Genomic DNA, 17,723 nt, shown 5'->3' on the forward strand with positions numbered 1-17,723 from the left:
GCGTCAAGCCTTTCGGGAGCTAACGCTTCCGAGGGGCGACGGTGGCAATAGAGGCCGTCTCACCGGGGAGAGCGCGTCATAAGTCGTAAAGCCATTGCGCAGGGAATGTCGGATGCTCTCCGCTGCCCTGTATGCTCGTGTGCAGCCTACTTAGCACAATTCGCACACGAGACCGCGGGTGCAGCGCGCATCCGGCATTCCCTGCGCCCTCTGATTTCATGAGGGCGAGAAGTTTCCAGCAACGCTCGGGCGCAATGCGCCGCGAGAACGTGGAGCTGCGTTTGAATGTGAATGATGGTGCAACAACAAACACCGCCGTCGTCCCGGGCTTGACCCGGGACCCATACGCCGCGGCCCATCGGTGAAAGCTCTGGCGTTAGAGACCTTCTTCAACAATGACTGCCGCGGCGTATGGGTCCCGGCTCAAGGCCGGGACGACGATTGCGATATTGACGGCAACTCCCTCAAATCCCCGCGGGCTCCTTCACGTGCTCGATGTCGGGCAGCGGGGCGCCGGCGATCATGGCTTCGAAGCCGCGCAGGCGCTTGTAGACCGAGAGCAGGTCGACGATCGTGGTCCAGGAGTTGATCAGTATCTGGAACGAGTTTCTCACCTGAGTGAACGCATTCAGGATCTGCTGCAGCGGACCCAGCGTGAGCTTGCCGGCGACGATCGTCGGCGCCAGCAGGATGTAGGGAAAGATGACGTCTGTCTGCAAATAGACGATGCGGCCGACGTTGAAGTACAGGTAGTTCAAATAGAACCAGAAATAGTTTTTGCGAATGTGCACGAAGAGCTCATTCAGCGTCATCGGATCGGCGCGCGCCGGATCGTCTTCGCCGAGCACGAGCTCCTTGCGGTAGGCGGCTTCAACCCGCTGGTTGAAGAACTCGATGCCGGGCAGCTTGATGCCGATCAGCGCCAGCAAACCGGTTCCGAAGATCGACCACACGATCGCGGCGATCACCAGCGGATAGGGGATCGCACCGACGATAGGCAGCTCGGTGATAATGCTGGAAAGCCTGAGCAGCACCGGCAGGAAGGCGATCAGCGTCAGGATCGCGCTGATGAAATTGACGCCGAGGCCTTCGGTGATGGTCGCAAACCGCATGGTGTCTTCCTGGACGCGTTGCGAGGCGCCTTCGATGGTGCGCAGGCGCGGCCAGTGGGCGATGTAAAAATCGTTCATCGCGGTGCGCCAGCGGAAGATGTAATGGCTAACGAAGAAACGCGTCAGTACGCCGACGGTAACGGCGACCAGCGCGATGCCGGCAAAAGTCGAAAATTCTCCGTAGATCTGTTCGACAGTGACCGGCTTCGATTTCGAAAGCGCGGCCTGGAGCAGATCGTAGAACGGCCCGTACCACGTGTTGATGGCGACGCTGACCTGGACCTGGAAATAGGTGGCGAACAGGATCAGCGCCGAGCCCGGGATCGACCACAGCGCCCAGGGATGCGGCGAAAACCACATCCAGAAGGCTGTGAAGATGCCGACGAACGCCCAGAAATACAGATCGAACCACAGCGAACGCACTGACCAGAAGGTCGAGACGCCGACAACAGGCGCTGACGACCCGTACAGTTCGTTGGCGTAACTGTACCAGAGCGTCATCGCCAGCGCGGCCCAGACGATCGCCGAGATGAAGAAGATTTTCGGGCGGGGGAAGAATGAAACGAACATTCGGTTGTCTCTCAGGTCAGAGGATTTGTGGCTCTGGGGAGGCCGTCATTCCGGGATGGTCCGCAGGACCAGACCCGGAATCTCGAGATTCTCCGATGTGCAATAGCACATCGTAGTTCGATGCTTCGCATCGCCCCGGAATGACAGCCCCAAAATCTCATGCAGTCAGAAATCTCAAACACTCACAACTCTCTCGCATTGCTGAACGCAAACGACGACACGCGCCGCGTGTTCTCATCCAGGATCAGCGTGCGCGTGATCGGCGGCTCGGCGCGCTGGCTGCAGTTTTCGCGCTCGCAGAGCCGGCAGTTGACCCCGATCGGCGTACCCTCGGTTTTCTCCAGGTCCATGCCGGCGGCATAAACCAGTTTTGCGGCATGGCGGATTTCGCACCCCAAACCGATCGCAAAGCGCGGCTGCGGCTGCGGGTGCGGCGCCACCGGCCGGCGCACCATCTGCGCGATCGAGAAGTAACGGGTGCCATCTGGCAATTCGATGACCTGCTTGAGCAGCCGGTCCGGCGTGTCGAAGGTCGAATGCACGTTCCACAGCGGGCAGGTGCCGCCGAATTTCGAGAACGGAAATGTGCCGGAGGAAAACCGCTTGGAAACATTGCCGGCATTGTCGACGCGGAGCAGGAAGAACGGCACGCCGCGCGCGTTCGGCCGCTGCAGCGTGGTCAGGCGATGGCAGACCTGCTCGAAACCGGCGTTGAAGCGCTGCGCCAGCACGTGAACGTCGTAGTTCAGCGCTTCGGCCGCGGAATGAAACGCCTGATAGGGCATCATGGTGGCGGCGGCGAAATAATTCGCCAGCGTAATCCGGTAGAGCCTTCGCGGCGTGTCGTCGAGCGGGCCGGCGCGGTTGACGATGGTATCGATGCTGGCGCTGCATTCGGCAAGCCCGATCTGCAGCGCGAGCTGGAAGGCGCGGCCGGGGCCGTCGACCAGTTCGGAGACCAGCAGCTGCCGGCGATGGCGGTCGAACCGTCGCAGCGTCTCGCGCATCACGTCGACAGGCATGATGCGGGTGACGATCGAATGCTTTTCGCGCAATCGCGCGGCGAGGGCCGCAAACAATTCCTCGGACGGCACGCCCAGTTCGTCGCGCAGGCTTTCCGCGGCCTGTTCGAGTTCGGGGAAGTAATTGCGGTTGGCCTCGATCAGGTCGCGCACCCGTTCGATCGGATTGGCCTCGAACCGGGTTCCCTCGTCCCGGTCGGCCATTTGCGCCGCCACCAGCGTTTCGCCGCGGCGGGCCTCGGTATAGGCGGCGTACAGCCGTTGCAGCGAATGAGTCACACCGGGGCACAATTCAGCGAGATCGCGCAGTTCCTGTTTTGGCAGGTCGATTTGCCGGAACAGCGGATCGGAAAATATCTCGTTCAGTTCGGCGAAAAAACGATCCTCGTCGGCGGTCGCGAGATCGCGCAAATCAAGGTCATAGGTCTCCGCCAGCCGGAGCAGCAGCTGCGCGGTCACCGGGCGCTGGTTGCGCTCTATCAGGTTGATATAGCTCGGAGAAATCTCCAGGCCCTCGGCCATCTGGGTCTGCGAAAGGCCGAGCTGCTGGCGGATCCGGCGAAACCGCGGACCGACAAACAGCTTCTTTCCGGACTCGCTCGCCATGTCAGCCTTTCTGACGGATTTTGTGACAAAATTGACAAAATGACATCTGTGACAAGTATAGATGTTACATGACATCACCATTCAAAATCAAGCTATCTATACGAAATCAGGATTTTGGCGTTTAGCTCTCGGTACGTTTTGCAATGCACTGTCATGAATGTCGATTACGGCAAAGAGTGATGAATGCCGCAAATTAGTCGTCACCGAAAGGATTAAGCAAATGAACTATCAGCCACGTGGCATCGACCAGGCGATCAAGGGACCCGCTTCCTACGCGAGCGAGCTTGGCGCTGCCAAGGCGCTGCTCGAGACCCAGCCGACCTGGAACGGCGTCACCGCCGAAGCCGTGGCGCGCATGCGTCTGCAGAACCGCTTCAGGACCGGCCTGGACATCGCCCGGTACACCGCGGCGCTGATGCGCAGCGATATGGCTGCCTATGACGCCGATCCTACCAAGTACACCCAGTCGCTGGGTTGCTGGCATGGCTTCATCGCGCAGCAGAAGCTGATCTCGGTGAAGAAGCATTTCGGCGGCAGGACCGATCGCCGCTATCTATACCTGTCCGGCTGGATGATCGCCGCGCTGCGTTCCGAGTTCGGACCGCTGCCCGATCAGTCGATGCACGAGAAGACTTCGGTGCCGGCGCTGATCGAAGAGCTCTACACCTTCCTTCGTCAGGCGGACTCCCGTGAGCTCAACGATATCTTCCGCGCCATCGACGCCGCCCGCAAGGCAGGCGACAAGGCGAAGGAAAAGGAACTGATCGAAAAGGTCGACAACTTCCAGACCCATGTCGTGCCTGTGATCGCCGACATCGACGCCGGTTTCGGCAATGCGGAGGCGACCTACCTGCTCGCAAAGAAGATGATTGAGGCAGGTGCGTGCGCGCTGCAGATCGAAAATCAGGTCTCGGACGAAAAGCAGTGCGGCCACCAGGACGGCAAGGTGACTGTGCCGCACGAGGTGTTCCTGGCGAAAATTCGTGCCTGCCGCCATGCCTTCCTTGAACTCGGCGTCGAAGACGGCATCGTCGTGACCCGCACCGACTCGCTGGGTGCCGGTCTCACGCAGCAGATCGCTGTCAGCCACAAGCCCGGCGACATCGGCGATCAGTACAACAGCTTCCTGGATTGCGAGGAAATCACGGCCGACAATGCCCGGAACGGCGATGTCATCATCAACCGCAACGGCAAGATGATGCGTCCGAAGCGGCTTGCCAGCAACCTCTATCAGTTCCGTGCCGGCACGGGCGAAGATCGCTGCGTGCTCGACAGCATCACCTCGCTGCAGAACGGCGCCGACCTGTTGTGGATCGAGACCGAGAAGCCGCATATCGAGCAGATCGCCAAGATGGTCGACCGCATTCGCGAGGTCGTTCCGAACGCGAAGCTGGCCTACAACAACTCGCCGTCGTTCAACTGGACGCTCAACTTCCGTTGGCAGGTCTACGACGCGATGAAGGAAGCCGGCAAGGATGTCAGCAAGTACAACCGCGCCGATCTGATGAAGCCGGAATACGACGATACGCCGCTGGGTATTGAAGCCGACGAGCGCATCCGCACCTTCCAGGCCGATTCAGCCAAGCGCGCCGGCATCTTCCATCATCTGATCACGTTGCCGACCTATCACACGGCAGCTCTGTCGACTGACAATCTCGCGAGGGAGTATTTCGGCGAGCAGGGCATGCTGGGCTATGTGAAGAATGTTCAGCGCCAGGAGATCCGTCAGGGTATCGCCTGCGCCAAGCATCAGAACATGGCCGGCTCCGATATCGGTGACGAGCACAAGGAATATTTCGCCGGGGAAGCCGCTCTGAAGGCGGGCGGCGCCCACAACACGATGAACCAGTTCGGCTAACGGTAACAAGCAGGAGACTAGTCATGACGAAGAGCAATTTCTGGGTGATTGGCGGCGAGTTCGGCTCGATGAACTTCCACAAGCTCGTGGAAGGCTCGGCCCAGGTACAGGGACCTTTCAAGACCCGCAAAGAGGCAGAGGATGCCTGGCGCGCGGTCTCGGAAGAGAACCGTCACAAGGCCGGCGTGCGCTTTTCGATCGTCGAAGAGCCCTCCCGCGTCTCGGCCTGAGCGGCTGCTGCCGATAGACTAGAAGAAACGTCCAAGGAAAACGTAGGTGGGACGGCCCCATCCGGATCTCCGGGTGGGGCCGTCGGCCGTTTTCAACCGAAACAAGGCTTTTCAACCAAAACCTAAGTCATTGGGAACAAACGAGCTTTGCGCAAAACATGGTTACTGCTAGGTTAACCCCCGCCAACCCTTCAGGACAAAGGCGGGCCGCAAGATGTCAGACGTTCAGAGTACCGCCATCACCGAACCGCAACCGACGCGGCTGCGCGACGCGCTGCGCAAGGCGCGGATCGAGGCCGCCGACCGCACCGGCGTCGTCGTCGAACTGCGCGATGCTGAAGTCGCGCGGCTCGAGATCATGAACGAGGCGCTCGATCCCTTGTTCGCGCAGGTCCCCGAAAAGGTCGATCTGTTCGACCGCGGCGTCAGCCAGGGCGAGACCCCGCGGCTGTGGATCGACGTGGTCGCGCATATCCTGATGGGACGCGACAAGCGCATCTACCGCTTCGTGCAGGACACCCGCTTCGGCCGCATCGTGCTCGCCGAATCCCACGACGTGCCCGTCATCGTCGATGCCGTCACCGACTATGTCGCGCGCCGCATGATCGAGCGCGAGCATGCGATGGTGGCGACCCCGATGGTCGAGCCATCAGCCGAAGAGCCGCCGAAGCGCCGTGGCGGCCTCGGGATGTTCGTGTTCGGCTTCCTGCTCGGCGCCGCCGCCCTGTTCGGCGTCGCGCTGTTCGCGAGCCTGCGAAACCTCTAGCGCGGAGCCTGAAGGGGACCTCGTGCCAGCCATCATCATCGGCAACGCCATCGTGGCGGTGATCGTCCTGGTCATCGCCGCGAGCCTGTACGGCAAATGGCTGACGCTGAGGCGTGCCGAATATATCCGCACCTTCCGTTGGCCGCCGGGACTGCTTCAGCGGCTGGAGCAGCATCACCCGGGTTTCCAGCGCAAGGACAGCGCGCTGGTGTCGCGGGGCCTGCGGCAGTTTTTCCTCGCCTATCTCATGAGCGGCAAGCGCTACGTCTCGATGCCCTCGCAAGTCGCGGACGATCTGTGGCACGAGTTTATCCTCTACACGCGCGAGTATGATGCGTTTTGCCGCCGCGCGTTCGGCGGTTTCCTGCATCACACCCCGGCGGTGGTGCTGAGCGAGCATCGCAAGAGCAACGAGGGCCTGCGGCGGGTCTGGTGGTACTGCTGCAAGTACGAGAGTATCGATCCTGTCAGGCCGAGCCGGCTGCCGCTGTTATTTGCGCTCGACAGCAAGTTCAAGATCCCCAACGGCTTTGTCTATCATCCCGACTGCGAGGAGTTACGCAAGAACGGCAGCGGCACCGCATACTGCGGTGGTGATTTCGCGGACTCGTCGGTCGATGGCTCGTCGTCTGGCTTCGGCGATGGCGACGCCAGCCATGGCGGCGATGGCGGGGCTAGCGATGGGGGTGGTGGCGGAGATGGCGGCGGCGGCGGCGGCGGTTGCGGCGGTGGCGGTGGGGACTAACCCTGCTTGAACCGGTTACGACAACCTGACTTGCGCCAACTGCCGGATGACATTGTCATCGCCAAAGCCGCGCACGGTCTGCACGCAGCGCCAGTGGTCGCCGTCGCGCTCGATCGAAAACAAATTATAGGCCGCGGCGGGATAGTGCCGGTGCGCCAGTGCCGACGCCGAAGGCACGCCGATCGCGGGAATCTGGCGGTCAGTGCCTTCGATCCACATGGTCGAATGAATATGGTCGTGCCCGTGCAGCACCAATTCCACGCCATGGCGCTTCAAGAGCGCGCGGAGCTGCCGCGAATCCGTCAGCCGCTTGATGCGGGAATCCGAATGCAGGGGATGGTGGACCAGCAACACCCGGAATGCCTGTTCGGACGACAATTGCGTCAGGATTCTATCCAGTCCATCGAGCTGGGTCCGCCCGAGCCTGCCGGTGGCCATCAGCGGCAGCGTCGGCACCGCGGAGGATACGCCGATCAGCGCCAGCGGGCCGCGCCGGCGCACGAACGGAAACGTCGCGCCGTTGGGCCCGGCATCGCCGCGCAGATAGTCGCCGAACGTTCCGGCGAAGCGATGCCTGGTGGCGCGCACATAGGCGTCGTGATTGCCGGGAATCACCGTGACTTCCTGCGGCGCGCCGACGCTTTCAAGCCAGGCCTGCGCCGGCGAGAACTCGGCTTCCAGCGCGAGATTGACCAGATCGCCGGTGACCGCGATATGGTCAGGCTGCTGGACCTGCATGTCGGCGACCAATGCGTCGAGCACCTCGCGGCGGTGGTATTTGTGGCGGTTGCGGGTCCAGTTGAGATAGCCGAGCGCGCGCTTGCCCGCGAGATCGCGCAGCCGTGCCGCCGGCAGCGGCGGCAGGTGCGGATCGGACAAATGCGCCAGCGTGAATGCGGCCATCAACAACCTCGTCAGGAATCCTTGCCAGAATCCTTGCCAGAATCCCTGCAATGTATTGGCAAGCCGGCGGTATCTGCGCAAGGATCAAACATCATGTCCGCCATTTGAGGTATTTGTGACCGCCCTGCAGAATCTTCGAAAACGCTTCGAGCCGCAGCTGCGGCGGGTAATGCATCTTTACTGGCGGATCGCCCGCGGCATGACGCTCGGGGTCCGCGGCGTCGTGCTCGACGGCAGCAACAGGGTGTTTCTGGTCAGGCACAGTTATATCTCCGGCTGGCATCTGCCGGGCGGCGGGGTCGAGGTCGGCGAGACGGTCCTCGAAGCATTGCGGCGCGAACTCATGGAGGAGGGGCGGATCGAGCTGACCGACGAGCCGGCGTTGCATGGTCTGTTTTTCAACGGCCATATCTCCCGCCGCGACCACGTCGCGGTCTATGTCGTCAGGCAATTCCGGCAGGACCGCTTGCCGGAGCCCAACCGCGAAATCGTGGAATGCGGGTTCTACGATGCGGCGGCGCTGCCGGCGGACACCACCCGAGGTACGCGCCTTCGGATCGCCGAAGTGTTGGATTTCAAGGCACGGACCGCGACCTGGCGCTGATTTTTGCGCACGCGCTCGGTTGCGTGCCGCCATCACAGCCCCTAGAAGCGGAGCAGTCGAGGCGGGGCCGGACAGGATGAAACTGATTAAACTTCTCTGCGGCTTCGCCTTCCTGGTGGTGCTGGCGAGCAACATCTGGACCATCTCGCGCTGGAGCGAAAGCCGCGGGGTCTATGACGACATCTGCTATTTGCGGCAGGCGCATCTGTTCAAGCTGTTCGGCCTGGACGGGCTCAACACCGACATCAAGCGCGAGGACGACCAATATCTCGCCAACAAGCTGAAGGCGATCGACTATCCCGAGTGGAACGTGGCGACGCGGGCTCCCTGCCACGTCTGGATGGAGAAGACGAAAAAAACCGTCATTCAATATCCGCCGGGGACCGGGTTTGCGCTGGCGCTGTTCCCCGAAGGCTTCCAGGTTATCCCGCTCTATGTTCTGGCGTCGATCGTGGTAACCGGTTTCGCACTGCTCGCGTTGAGCTGCGCATCAACGTGGTATTCGCTCGCATTGGCGGCCGTCTTCGGGGATGTAGCTATCTACCTGATGATCAATCCGACCAAGGCGAGCTATTCGATAGCGCCGACCATGATGGTCTGCGCGCTCGCGGGCTGGCTCACCGCGAAGCTGTTGAAGGATGGATCGCGGCATCGGCTTGTGCTGCTCGCGCTAGTGGGGCTGCTGATCGGGCTGTCCGTGAATTTGCGCCTGCCGAACCTGTTCCTGTCGGCGGGCTATTGCCTGTATCTGGCCGGCGCATTCCTGCTGGCGCGAAACAGGGAGACGTTCCTGCAAGGGGCGGCATTCGGCGTTGCGTTCCTGATCGGGATGGCGCCGACGCTGATCGCGAATGCGATCAATGCGGGCAGCCCCTTCACGACGACCTATGGCGGACAGGACGTCACGCCGCCGGAGCTGGATGCTGGCGTCCTCTGGCAGTATTTCAGGGACGTGCAGTTCACCTTGCTGGCGATCGCGGCGGCATGGACCGCCTGGCTCTGGCGTTTCAATCGCGGCGGTGCGAGGCGGGTTGCCATCGTGTTGGCCGCCAATCTCGTGATAAACCTGATTTTCTTCATGACGCATCCGATCTTCACGCCCTATTACATCATGCCGATCGACATGCTCACGCTGTGGACGCTGCTGTTCGCAACGCTCAATCTGCGCGGCGAGGCCGCCGCCGAGCCGGGCTTCCCTCAACTGGCAAAAGCCCTGAAGCGGCATCGGCGATCCATGGTCAGGCCTGATTCGGCAGGTCCGCGATGACGACACCAGCGTTGCGAGTTGCGGTTCTGGTGCCGTGCTTTAACGAGGAGGCGGCCGTCGCGACCGTGGTCTCCGATTTTCGCAAAGTACTGCCGGCGGCCGAAATCTTCGTCTATGACAACAATTCAAGAGATCGCACCGTCGAATTCGCGCGGGCGGCCGGCGCAGAGGTGCGCAGCGAACGCCGTCAGGGCAAGGGGCATGTCATCCGGCGGATGTTTGCCGATATCGATGCCGACATCTACGTGCTGGTCGACGGCGACGCGACCTACGACGCCCCCAGCGCCCCACGCATGATCGAGGTCTTGGTCAACGAACACCTCGACATGGTAGTGGGCTTTCGCGTCGATCAATCGGCCGCCGCCTACCGGCCCGGTCACCGCACCGGCAACTGGATGCTGACCGGATTCCTTTCGATGGTGTTCGGTCAGGCGTTCAAGGATATCCTCTCCGGCTACCGCGTGTTCTCGCGCCGCTTCGTCAAATCGTTTCCGGTGTTGTCGGACGGCTTCGAGATCGAAACCGAGCTCAGCGTGCATGCGCTCGAACTGGCGCTGCCGGTGGCCGAAATCGAGACACCCTATTTCGCCCGGCCCGAGGGGTCGTTCAGCAAGCTGAACACCTGGCGCGACGGTTTCCGCATCCTCGGCACCATCCTGAAACTCTATCGCTCGGAAAAGCCGCTGCGATTCTTCACCGCAATCGGCGTGTTGCTGATGGTGATTTCCGTCGTCCTCGCGATCCCCGTCATCATCACCTATCTCGAGCAAGGTCTCGTTCCGCGACTACCGACCGCGGTATTGTCGATGGGGCTGATGATTATGGCGGTGCTGTCGGTTTCGTCGGGGCTGGTGCTGGATACGGTGACGCGCGGCCGCCGCGAGATGAAACTGCTGGCCTATCTGTCGCAACCGGCCATCAACAAGAAATGAGGCATGGTTTAGCGCTGGCGGCAATGGACCGCGCCGCTGCCAGATGCTATCCCGCGCCTTACCATGAGCGAACTTTCCGTCACCATATTGCCCGAAACGCCAAAGGACGCGCAGGCGATCGAGCGCCTGCTCGAACGCACCTTTGGCCCCGGCCGCTTCGTGCTGAGTGCCTACCGGTTGCGCGAGCACGTCGATCATCTGCTCGATCTGTCGTTCACGGCACGGATCGGTACGCTGATGGTCGGCTCGGTGCGCCAGTTGCCGGTTTGCATCGGCGATACCCCCGCCTTGATGCTCGGGCCGTTGACGGTCGAGCCGCCGTTTCGCAGCCGCGGCGTCGGACGCATGCTGCTCGATCGCGCCCTTGCGGATGCCAGGGCAAAGGGCCATCGCCTGGTCATTCTGGTCGGCGACGAGGCCTATTACAGCCGTGTCGGTTTCAAGGCCGTGCCGAAGGGGCGGATGACCATGCCCGGCCCGGTCGATTACAGCCGCCTCCTGGTCGCCGAACTCGTCGACGGCGCCTTCGATGGCGTCTCCGGTGCCATTCGCCCGGACTGGAGCAAGGCGCGCTGATCTCGCCCTGCTCCAGCGGGATTGCTAGAACTTCAAATTCGCAAACGCCCGCACCCCGATCCCCGGCATCAGGACTTCGTCCTTGGAGTAGGACACCGAGTTGCGGATGTTTTCGTTCAACAGGTTGTTGCCGACGAGGCCAACCGTCATTTCCCGCGCGCCGAACCAGGACGCATCGAGCTTGGTCCTGTAACTGACCTCGGCCTTCAACAGATTATATCCCGCCGTCGGCGTCTCGCCGATCACGGCGATATCGTTCTGCGCGAAGGCGTGCAGCAGATTGACCCGCATCAACCAATCGGCGTCGCGATAGAACAGGCCGCCTCCGAGCCGCTGCGGCGGAATACGCGGTACGTTGGTCCCGTCCTCGAAGGTCGCGCGGACAATATCGTATTGCCCCTCGATTCCGAACAGACCGTTCCAGACCGGCAGCACATCGTACTGAAACTGGAATTCGCCGCCGCGGAAGGTGGCGTCGCGCTGGGAGTAGATCGCCTGGTTGAGTTCGAGGCCCGGGCCCGCCTGGCACACACCGTCTTCGCAGGTGTTGCCGGTCAGCCGCCGATAGATGAAGCCGTTGAACTTGGTGTAATAGCCGGTGATTTCAAATCGCAAGGGGCCTGTTGCCCGTCGCAGACCGACTTCGACGGATTTCGCGGTCTCGATACCCAGATTGGGATTGCCGATATCGAATGTGACGGTCGCATCGTGACCGCCGCGTGAAAACAGTTCGGCGGGTTTGGGGGCGCGCTCGACATATTGGCCGGTGATGCTCGCAACCAGATTCCATGGAAGATTCTGGATCAGGCCGATACTCCCGCTCTTCGGCGCGAAGTTGAGGTTGCGCGGCGTGGCGGGGCCAATGGCACCGGGATCGACGTTGAGGTCGAACTCATCGGGAATGAAAGCCGGCGTCGTTCCAGTCAGGTTGGCGTGCTCGATACGCCCGGCAATCTGCGCCTTTGTCGCATCGCTGAATTTCAGCTCGTTGAAGATGTATCCGGCGACCTTGGTGTTCTTGTTGGGATCCCACAAGCCGTTCACTGGACTGCCGATATCATCCGGGCTCGGTGCTGTGAGTTCCTGATGCGACGCCTGGATGCCGACAGCCGTGGTGAGGGCGGCGAAGCGGACGTTGAACGGTGCCAACTGTACCTCGACGCGGCCTTCCTGCTCCTTGTTGGTGAAGGTCTGGCGCACGCCAAGCGTCGTCAGATCGGCGGGGTCGGCGAGGCCGATCTCATTGTGCTTATAGTCGGTGGCGCCCGCCCAGAAACGCACCGCATCGATTGCCGCCGCGTCCGGCCGGTATTCGCCCTTGGTCGTGAATTTGGTTTGACGTGCGTCGATCCGGGTCTGGTGATCGGCGCCGTCGATGCCGGGTATGTGATAGAGCGTGTCGTTCTGCGTGACGGCCGCTCCGATGAATCCGCCATGGAAGAAATACGAACCGCCGATCGATGCGCCGGTGGCCTGCGCCGAGGAATTCGGCTGGCGTCCATCGACCGGCCGGGTCTGGTCGAACAGATAAGGATAGCTCGGAATGCTGTAATCGCCCGACTTTCGTCCGTAGGCGTCGGCATGAATGGCGAAATTGCCGCCGCCGGCGTCGAGCAGAATGCCGCCTTCGACACCGCGATCGACCGAATTGACCGCGGTGCGGGTCTCGACGTTCAGGCACCCCGGCGATGCGGCATTGGCGAGCGGGGCCTTCACCGGAAGCCCATAGGTCTGAAACGGGGGGGCCGCGCAGGTGGGCAAGGCGTCCGGAATGCGGTTGTTGGTGGCGCTGACAACGCCGCCGATCGCCGTGGACCCGTAACGCAGGGTTGCCGGACCGCGGATGACCTCGATCTGATTGGTCGAAAGCGGATCGATCGGCACGAAGTGATCTTCGCCGAGGTCCGAAGCGCCGTTGCTGCCGATCCCGTTCTCGACGATGCCGACGCGATTGACGTCGAGGCCCCTGATGATCGGCCGGCTTGACGCTCCGGGTGCAAAGCTCGAGCCGGTGATCCCGGGCTTGGAGAACAGGAGATCGCCGAGCGTGCCACCGCCCTGCCGGCGGATTTCCTCGTTGGGCATGACGGTGACGGTTGCGAACTGACCAGTCACGACCGGCAGCACGCCCTGTTGGGGCGTGGCGGCGACGGGGACCGGTTGCGGCTCGTTATCGCGCTCGCGATTGCGGCCGGGCACGCCGCGGGCGACGCGCGCCGGCTTTCGCGCCGGGGTCACGTTTCTCCGCACGATCGGGCTTGGCGCCGTCACGGTGATTTCCGGCAGTTGTGTCGAGGAGGATGGCGAAGCCGCGTCCTGGGCCATCGCGCCGCTGCCGACCGCACAAAGGAATAGCCAGCTTGCGCCACCGATGTGGAACGCTCGTCTTTTAGTGAATGTCATTTGTCCCGATCCTGATTCCGTCAAGCGACGGATCGATTCGATTATCCCTTGGCGGATCGGCCACGTGTCACGCGGCGATCCCCTTCGGGCGCATCAGTCAATCGATGTCAGGAGGCGGGAGGCGCGCGGGACTGGAACGGCGAGCGGACCGAACTCAGATGCGCGAATTCGGCGTCGGTCGTCAGGTACAGAAGTTCGATAGCCTGCGGCAGCAGCAACAGCGGCGGCGCCGGGAATACAAGGTTGTTGGCCAGCGAAATGACGGCGCAGATCGCGCAGGCCTCAGCCGGATGATCGGTGTCGTGACTGGACGGTGGCTGCGCCTGGACGGCTTGGCCTGCCGCCTCCGGTACGGCGGGGATCTGCGCATGATCGAGATCCACCTGCGCCAGGCTGGACGCGATCGCAGGCGCGGCCGCGACCGGGTGGTAATGCCCGAACGACAGCGCAAACTGGATCGCGAGCGCGAGCAGCGCCAGCCGCGAGCCGTGTTTGACGTTATTCCGGAACCACTTCACGACGATGGGGGCCTTGTCCCGGGCCGGCCAAGGTGTCTCGGCCGTCCCAATGTAATATTATAACATCAGCGGTGGTCTGCGGGGTCAACCGTGCTCGGTCCGGGTGCCGGCGCAATTCAAAGCGAGTGTGTGATTCACGCAACGGTATGCGGGTCGAGCTGATCATCGTCGATTGGGCGCACCTGGCGTCCCTCGATTTTCCTGGTTGACAGCCGAACCGCGTTCAGATTGTTATGTTATAACATTACATAGATGCGGATCATCCCATGCCTCGCCGTCCTAGTTTGGGATTCCGTGAACTGAACAGGCTCTTTGACCTCGATGCGAAAACTCCCCGTCACGGTCTTGTCCGGCTTCCTCGGGGCTGGAAAGACAACTTTGCTGAACCATGTGCTGAACAACCGTCATGGCCTGAAAGTGGCGGTGATTGTGAACGACATGAGCGAGGTCAACATCGACGCCGACCTCGTACGCGATGGCGGTGCGAACCTGTCGCGGACGGATGAAAAGCTGGTCGAAATGACCAACGGGTGCATTTGCTGCACGCTGCGGGACGATCTCTTGAAGGAAGTTCGCGCGCTCGCCGAGAGCGATCGGTTCGACTACCTCCTGATCGAATCGACCGGCATTTCGGAACCTCGTCGCGGCGACGTTCGATTTCCGCACCGAGGAAGGCGACAGTCTTTCCGACGTGGCGGTGCTCGACACCATGGTGACGGTGGTCGATGCGGTAAACCTGCTGCGCGATTATTCCTCGACCGACTTCATTCGGGATCGCGGCGAGTCGCTCGGTGCTGACGACAAGCGGACGATGGTGGATCTGCTGGTTGAGCAGATCGAATTCGCCGATGTGGTGGTGCTCAACAAGATCGATGATGCTTCCAATGAACAGTTGGAGGCCGCTCGCAAAATCATCCGCGCGTTGAACCCCACAGCCGACATCGTGGAGACCAATTTTGCCAATGCGCCCTTCGAGCGCATTCTCAACACCGGGCGTTTCGATTTCGAGCGGGCGCAACAACATCCGCTCTGGTTCAAGGAGCTGTATGGCTTTGCCGACCATACGCCGGAGACCGAACAATACGGCGTCGGCAGCTTCGTCTATCGTGCGCGTCGACCGTTCGAGCCGGCGAAGTTCCATCAGTTCCTGAGGGAAAGCTGGACTGGAGTCATCCGGGCAAAGGGCCATTTCTGGATCGCCACGCGTCCGCAATGGCTGGGTGAATTAAGTCAGGCCGGCGCGATTGTCCGAACCGAAGGCCTGGGATTTTGGTGGGCCAACGTGCCGGCTGACCGCTGGCCGGACGATCCGTTCTGGCGGCAGTCGCTCAAGAAGAGCTGGAACGAACTGTACGGCGATCGCCGGCAGGAGATCGTCTTCATCGGCACCGCCATGGACCAGGACGCCATCACGGCGCGCCTCGACGCGTGTCTTGTTCCAGGAAAGTCCGGCATGCACATCGAGGAATGGGCTAGTCTGCCCGATCCTTTCCCCAGATGGCGACGTGCCGATGAGGCCGCATAGCTTTTTATGCAGCCGCGCCTAGCGCCCCTCGCGGACCCACGTCGCGGCGAAGGCGCCGAGCAGCAGCAGCAGGCCGATCAGGCCCGCGAACATCGGCAGCACGCCGACGCCCTTGACGACGCTGGCGTCGCGCATCTTCACGCCCATCCAGCCGTCGCCGCGGAAGATGCTGGTGGAGCGCACCGGCACGATGCGGGGCAGGTCGATGCTTGACCCGTCGACCACGCGTCGCGCGTCGCCGCCGGTCGCTTGCGCCAGCGGCTTGAGCATTTCGATCGTCGAAGTGACTTCGGAAAATTCCCTCGGGTTGGTCGGCCCGACATTGATCAGCGCCTTCAGCGTGCCGTCGGTCGCCTGCCACAGGCCGAGTTCGCTGGCCGGTATGGTCGAACGCCAGGTGCCGGGATCGCTCGCGCTCAGCGTCAATTCGCGCGTGGCGCCGCTCGGCGAGGTCACCGTTACGGGTGCGACGTTGTCGGCCATGGTCTGCCGCAACACCACGAGATCCTTGCCCTGGATCTGCAGGCGCAGTGCTTCTTCATCCAGATCAGGCTGCTTCATCAGCCAATGCGACATCCGCCGCAACAGATCGAGATGCGGGCCGCCGCCTTCATAGCCGCGCGCCCATAGCCAGATATGGTCAGACAGCAGCAGCGCGACGCGGCCCTCGCCGAAACGCGACAGCAGCAGCAGCGGCTTGCCGTCGGCGCCGGTCATGACCGGGGGCGTGATGGCGTTGCGGGTCTCCACGGTGCGGAAGAACCGGCTCCAGCGCGGCGGTTCGTTGGCGGAGCCTTCGAGGCCGCGCGTGACCGGATGACGTTTACCGATGTCGCTCAGACGTGCATAAAACGGCTTCTCGGAGACGCCGACGGGTTCGGCCGGCAGCACCGAATCCAAAGGCGTGCGCCAGATGCTGCTGGTCGAGGCGTAGTCCGGTCCGGCGGATACCAGCACCGCGCCGCCGGCACGCACATAGCGCGCCATATTCTCGAAATAGGGAATCGGCAGCACGCCCTGGCGGGCGTAGCGGTCGAAGATGATCAACTGGAACTCGTTGATCTTCTGCTGGAACAATTCACGGGTCGGGAAAGCGATCAGCGACAGCTCGTTGATCGGCGTACCGTCCTGCTTCTCCGGCGGGCGAAGAATGGTGAAATGCACGAGGTCGACGCTGGCGTCGGACTTCAAAAGGTTGCGCCAGGTGCGTTCGCCGGAATGCGGCTCGCCCGATACCAGCAGCACGCGCAATTTGTCGCGCACGCCGTCGATCGCGACCACGGCGCGGTTGTTGACCAGCGTCAGCTCGTTTTCCAGCGGCGAGGCTTCGATCTCGACGATATTGGGACCGGCATGCTTGATGTCGATCTCGACATTGGCGGTCTGGCCGCTCTGCAACGTGCGTTCGTTGATCACCTCGCCGTCGCGGCGCACCACAATCCTGGCGCGCTGGCCGGTGACGCCCTGGTCGTCCAGCCGGTAGGTGATGGTCTGGGGCTGGCCGACGATGCCAAATCTTGGCGCCGCAGAAATCGCAACGCGGCGGTCGCGCTCGTCCTTGCGGCCGGTGACCAGCGCATGCACAGGCGCCTGGAAGCCCAACGCCGCGGCGTTGGCGGGAATGTCATGGACGCGGCCGTCGGTGATCAGGAAGGCGCCGGCGACGCGATCGACGGGAACATCCGCCAGCGCCGACGACAACGCGCCGAACAGTTTGGTGCCGTCGGTTTCGCCGTCGGCCTGTCCGGCGTCGACGACACGCACTTCCAGTCCCTTGACCTTCTTGAGGCTGTCGACCAGCGCTTCCTGCGCCTTCGCTGTCTCCTCGTTGCGCGTGCCAAAATTCTGGCTCGGGCTCTTGTCGATGACCACGGCGGCCACCGACGACAACGGCTCACGGTCTTCGCGGGTAAAGGAAGGGTTGGCGAGCGCGAGCAAGATCAGCGCCAGCGCGGTGACGCGCACGGCTGCGCCCCGCGCACGGCCGATCAGCAGCAGCACGGATATCGCGACGATCGCGGCCAGCGCGATCCACAGCACGAGGCTGGGGACGAGGGGGGTGAACGCGATGCCGTACTGCATGCCG

Annotated in this window: 14 protein-coding genes and 1 pseudogene; 9 read left to right on the forward strand and 6 right to left on the reverse strand. The window is 62.3% G+C overall.

From position 1 onward, the window contains the following. Positions 1-464: 464 nt before the first annotated feature. Both sbmA and JQ611_RS36875 read right to left on the reverse strand, forming a co-directional pair. On the reverse strand, positions 465-1,682 hold the full coding sequence (gene sbmA / locus JQ611_RS36870; protein ID WP_212262547.1) for a peptide antibiotic transporter SbmA: 1,218 nt from the start codon (positions 1,680-1,682) through the stop codon (positions 465-467). A gap of 182 nt (positions 1,683-1,864) precedes the next feature. After that, a complete protein-coding gene (locus JQ611_RS36875) occupies positions 1,865-3,310 on the reverse strand; it encodes a short-chain fatty acyl-CoA regulator family protein (RefSeq protein ID WP_212387595.1) in 1,446 nt (481 codons plus the stop codon). A gap of 220 nt (positions 3,311-3,530) precedes the next feature. Here JQ611_RS36875 and JQ611_RS36880 point away from each other — a divergent pair, with 220 nt between their 5' ends. From JQ611_RS36880 to JQ611_RS36895, 4 genes are all read left to right on the forward strand, one after another. Beyond that, a complete protein-coding gene (locus tag JQ611_RS36880) occupies positions 3,531-5,168 on the forward strand; it encodes an isocitrate lyase (RefSeq protein WP_212262543.1) in 1,638 nt (545 codons plus the stop codon). A gap of 23 nt (positions 5,169-5,191) precedes the next feature. Further along, a complete protein-coding gene (locus tag JQ611_RS36885) occupies positions 5,192-5,398 on the forward strand; it encodes a hypothetical protein (RefSeq protein ID WP_212033207.1) in 207 nt (68 codons plus the stop codon). Between the two features lie 214 nt (positions 5,399-5,612). After that, the gene (locus tag JQ611_RS36890; RefSeq protein ID WP_212262541.1) at positions 5,613-6,164 is read left to right on the forward strand and encodes a hypothetical protein; all 552 of its coding nucleotides are present in this window, start codon (positions 5,613-5,615) and stop codon (positions 6,162-6,164) included. A 22-nt stretch (positions 6,165-6,186) separates the two neighbouring features. After that, on the forward strand, positions 6,187-6,909 hold the full coding sequence (locus JQ611_RS36895; RefSeq protein WP_212468220.1) for a hypothetical protein: 723 nt from the start codon (positions 6,187-6,189) through the stop codon (positions 6,907-6,909). Positions 6,910-6,924: 15 nt separating this feature from the next. Here the strand turns inward: JQ611_RS36895 and JQ611_RS36900 are convergent, their stop codons facing one another. After that, a complete protein-coding gene (locus JQ611_RS36900; RefSeq protein WP_212262537.1) occupies positions 6,925-7,812 on the reverse strand; it encodes a metallophosphoesterase in 888 nt (295 codons plus the stop codon). Positions 7,813-7,927: 115 nt separating this feature from the next. Here JQ611_RS36900 and JQ611_RS36905 point away from each other — a divergent pair, with 115 nt between their 5' ends. The 4 genes from JQ611_RS36905 (at position 7,928) to JQ611_RS36920 (ending at position 11,191) form a co-directional block, all read left to right on the forward strand. Next, positions 7,928-8,416, forward strand: a complete 489-nt coding sequence (locus JQ611_RS36905) for an NUDIX domain-containing protein (RefSeq protein WP_312012354.1) — start codon at positions 7,928-7,930, stop codon at positions 8,414-8,416. Positions 8,417-8,492: 76 nt separating this feature from the next. Further along, positions 8,493-9,683 (forward strand): hypothetical protein, encoded by a 1,191-nt coding sequence (locus JQ611_RS36910; RefSeq protein ID WP_212387604.1) that lies wholly within the window; start codon positions 8,493-8,495, stop codon positions 9,681-9,683. Further along, positions 9,680-10,615, forward strand: coding sequence for a glycosyltransferase family 2 protein (locus tag JQ611_RS36915; RefSeq protein ID WP_212387607.1), 936 nt, complete (start codon positions 9,680-9,682; stop codon positions 10,613-10,615). The genes JQ611_RS36910 and JQ611_RS36915 overlap by 4 nt, the downstream gene beginning before the upstream one ends. A gap of 63 nt (positions 10,616-10,678) precedes the next feature. Then, positions 10,679-11,191 carry a GNAT family N-acetyltransferase gene (locus JQ611_RS36920; protein WP_212468221.1) on the forward strand — a complete coding sequence of 171 codons (513 nt, stop codon included), beginning with the start codon at positions 10,679-10,681 and terminating at the stop codon, positions 11,189-11,191. A gap of 24 nt (positions 11,192-11,215) precedes the next feature. Here the strand turns inward: JQ611_RS36920 and JQ611_RS36925 are convergent, their stop codons facing one another. Beyond that, the gene (locus tag JQ611_RS36925; protein WP_212468222.1) at positions 11,216-13,594 is read right to left on the reverse strand and encodes a TonB-dependent receptor; all 2,379 of its coding nucleotides are present in this window, start codon (positions 13,592-13,594) and stop codon (positions 11,216-11,218) included. Between the two features lie 107 nt (positions 13,595-13,701). Continuing rightward, on the reverse strand, positions 13,702-14,112 hold the full coding sequence (locus JQ611_RS36930) for a DUF2946 family protein (RefSeq protein WP_212468223.1): 411 nt from the start codon (positions 14,110-14,112) through the stop codon (positions 13,702-13,704). 321 nt (positions 14,113-14,433) lie between these two features. Between JQ611_RS36930 and zigA the strand changes: the two are divergent. Beyond that, positions 14,434-15,637, forward strand: a pseudogene (zigA, locus tag JQ611_RS42610) (zinc metallochaperone GTPase ZigA). An 18-nt stretch (positions 15,638-15,655) separates the two neighbouring features. Here zigA and JQ611_RS36940 read toward each other — a convergent pair. Then, positions 15,656-17,719 carry a hypothetical protein gene (locus JQ611_RS36940; RefSeq protein ID WP_212468224.1) on the reverse strand — a complete coding sequence of 688 codons (2,064 nt, stop codon included), beginning with the start codon at positions 17,717-17,719 and terminating at the stop codon, positions 15,656-15,658. Positions 17,720-17,723 lie beyond the last annotated feature (4 nt).

It is taken from the genome of Bradyrhizobium sp. AUGA SZCCT0182, assembly GCF_018130185.1.
In the GTDB taxonomy this organism is placed as follows: Bacteria; Pseudomonadota; Alphaproteobacteria; order Rhizobiales; family Xanthobacteraceae; genus Bradyrhizobium.

Excerpts from the sequence above, each read along its gene's own strand:
- sbmA (WP_212262547.1), bottom strand. The coding sequence starts at position 1,682 with ATGTTCGTTTCATTCTTCCCCCGCCCGAAAATCTTCTTCATCTCGGCG.
- JQ611_RS36875 (WP_212387595.1), bottom strand. The coding sequence starts at position 3,310 with ATGGCGAGCGAGTCCGGAAAGAAGCTGTTTGTCGGTCCGCGGTTTCGC.
- JQ611_RS36880 (WP_212262543.1), top strand. The coding sequence starts at position 3,531 with ATGAACTATCAGCCACGTGGCATCGACCAGGCGATCAAGGGACCCGCT.
- JQ611_RS36885 (WP_212033207.1), top strand. The coding sequence starts at position 5,192 with ATGACGAAGAGCAATTTCTGGGTGATTGGCGGCGAGTTCGGCTCGATG.
- JQ611_RS36890 (WP_212262541.1), top strand. The coding sequence starts at position 5,613 with ATGTCAGACGTTCAGAGTACCGCCATCACCGAACCGCAACCGACGCGG.
- JQ611_RS36900 (WP_212262537.1), bottom strand. The coding sequence starts at position 7,812 with ATGGCCGCATTCACGCTGGCGCATTTGTCCGATCCGCACCTGCCGCCG.
- JQ611_RS36910 (WP_212387604.1), top strand. The coding sequence starts at position 8,493 with ATGAAACTGATTAAACTTCTCTGCGGCTTCGCCTTCCTGGTGGTGCTG.
- JQ611_RS36915 (WP_212387607.1), top strand. The coding sequence starts at position 9,680 with ATGACGACACCAGCGTTGCGAGTTGCGGTTCTGGTGCCGTGCTTTAAC.
- JQ611_RS36920 (WP_212468221.1), top strand. The coding sequence starts at position 10,679 with ATGAGCGAACTTTCCGTCACCATATTGCCCGAAACGCCAAAGGACGCG.
- JQ611_RS36925 (WP_212468222.1), bottom strand. The coding sequence starts at position 13,594 with ATGACATTCACTAAAAGACGAGCGTTCCACATCGGTGGCGCAAGCTGG.
- JQ611_RS36940 (WP_212468224.1), bottom strand. The coding sequence starts at position 17,719 with ATGCAGTACGGCATCGCGTTCACCCCCCTCGTCCCCAGCCTCGTGCTG.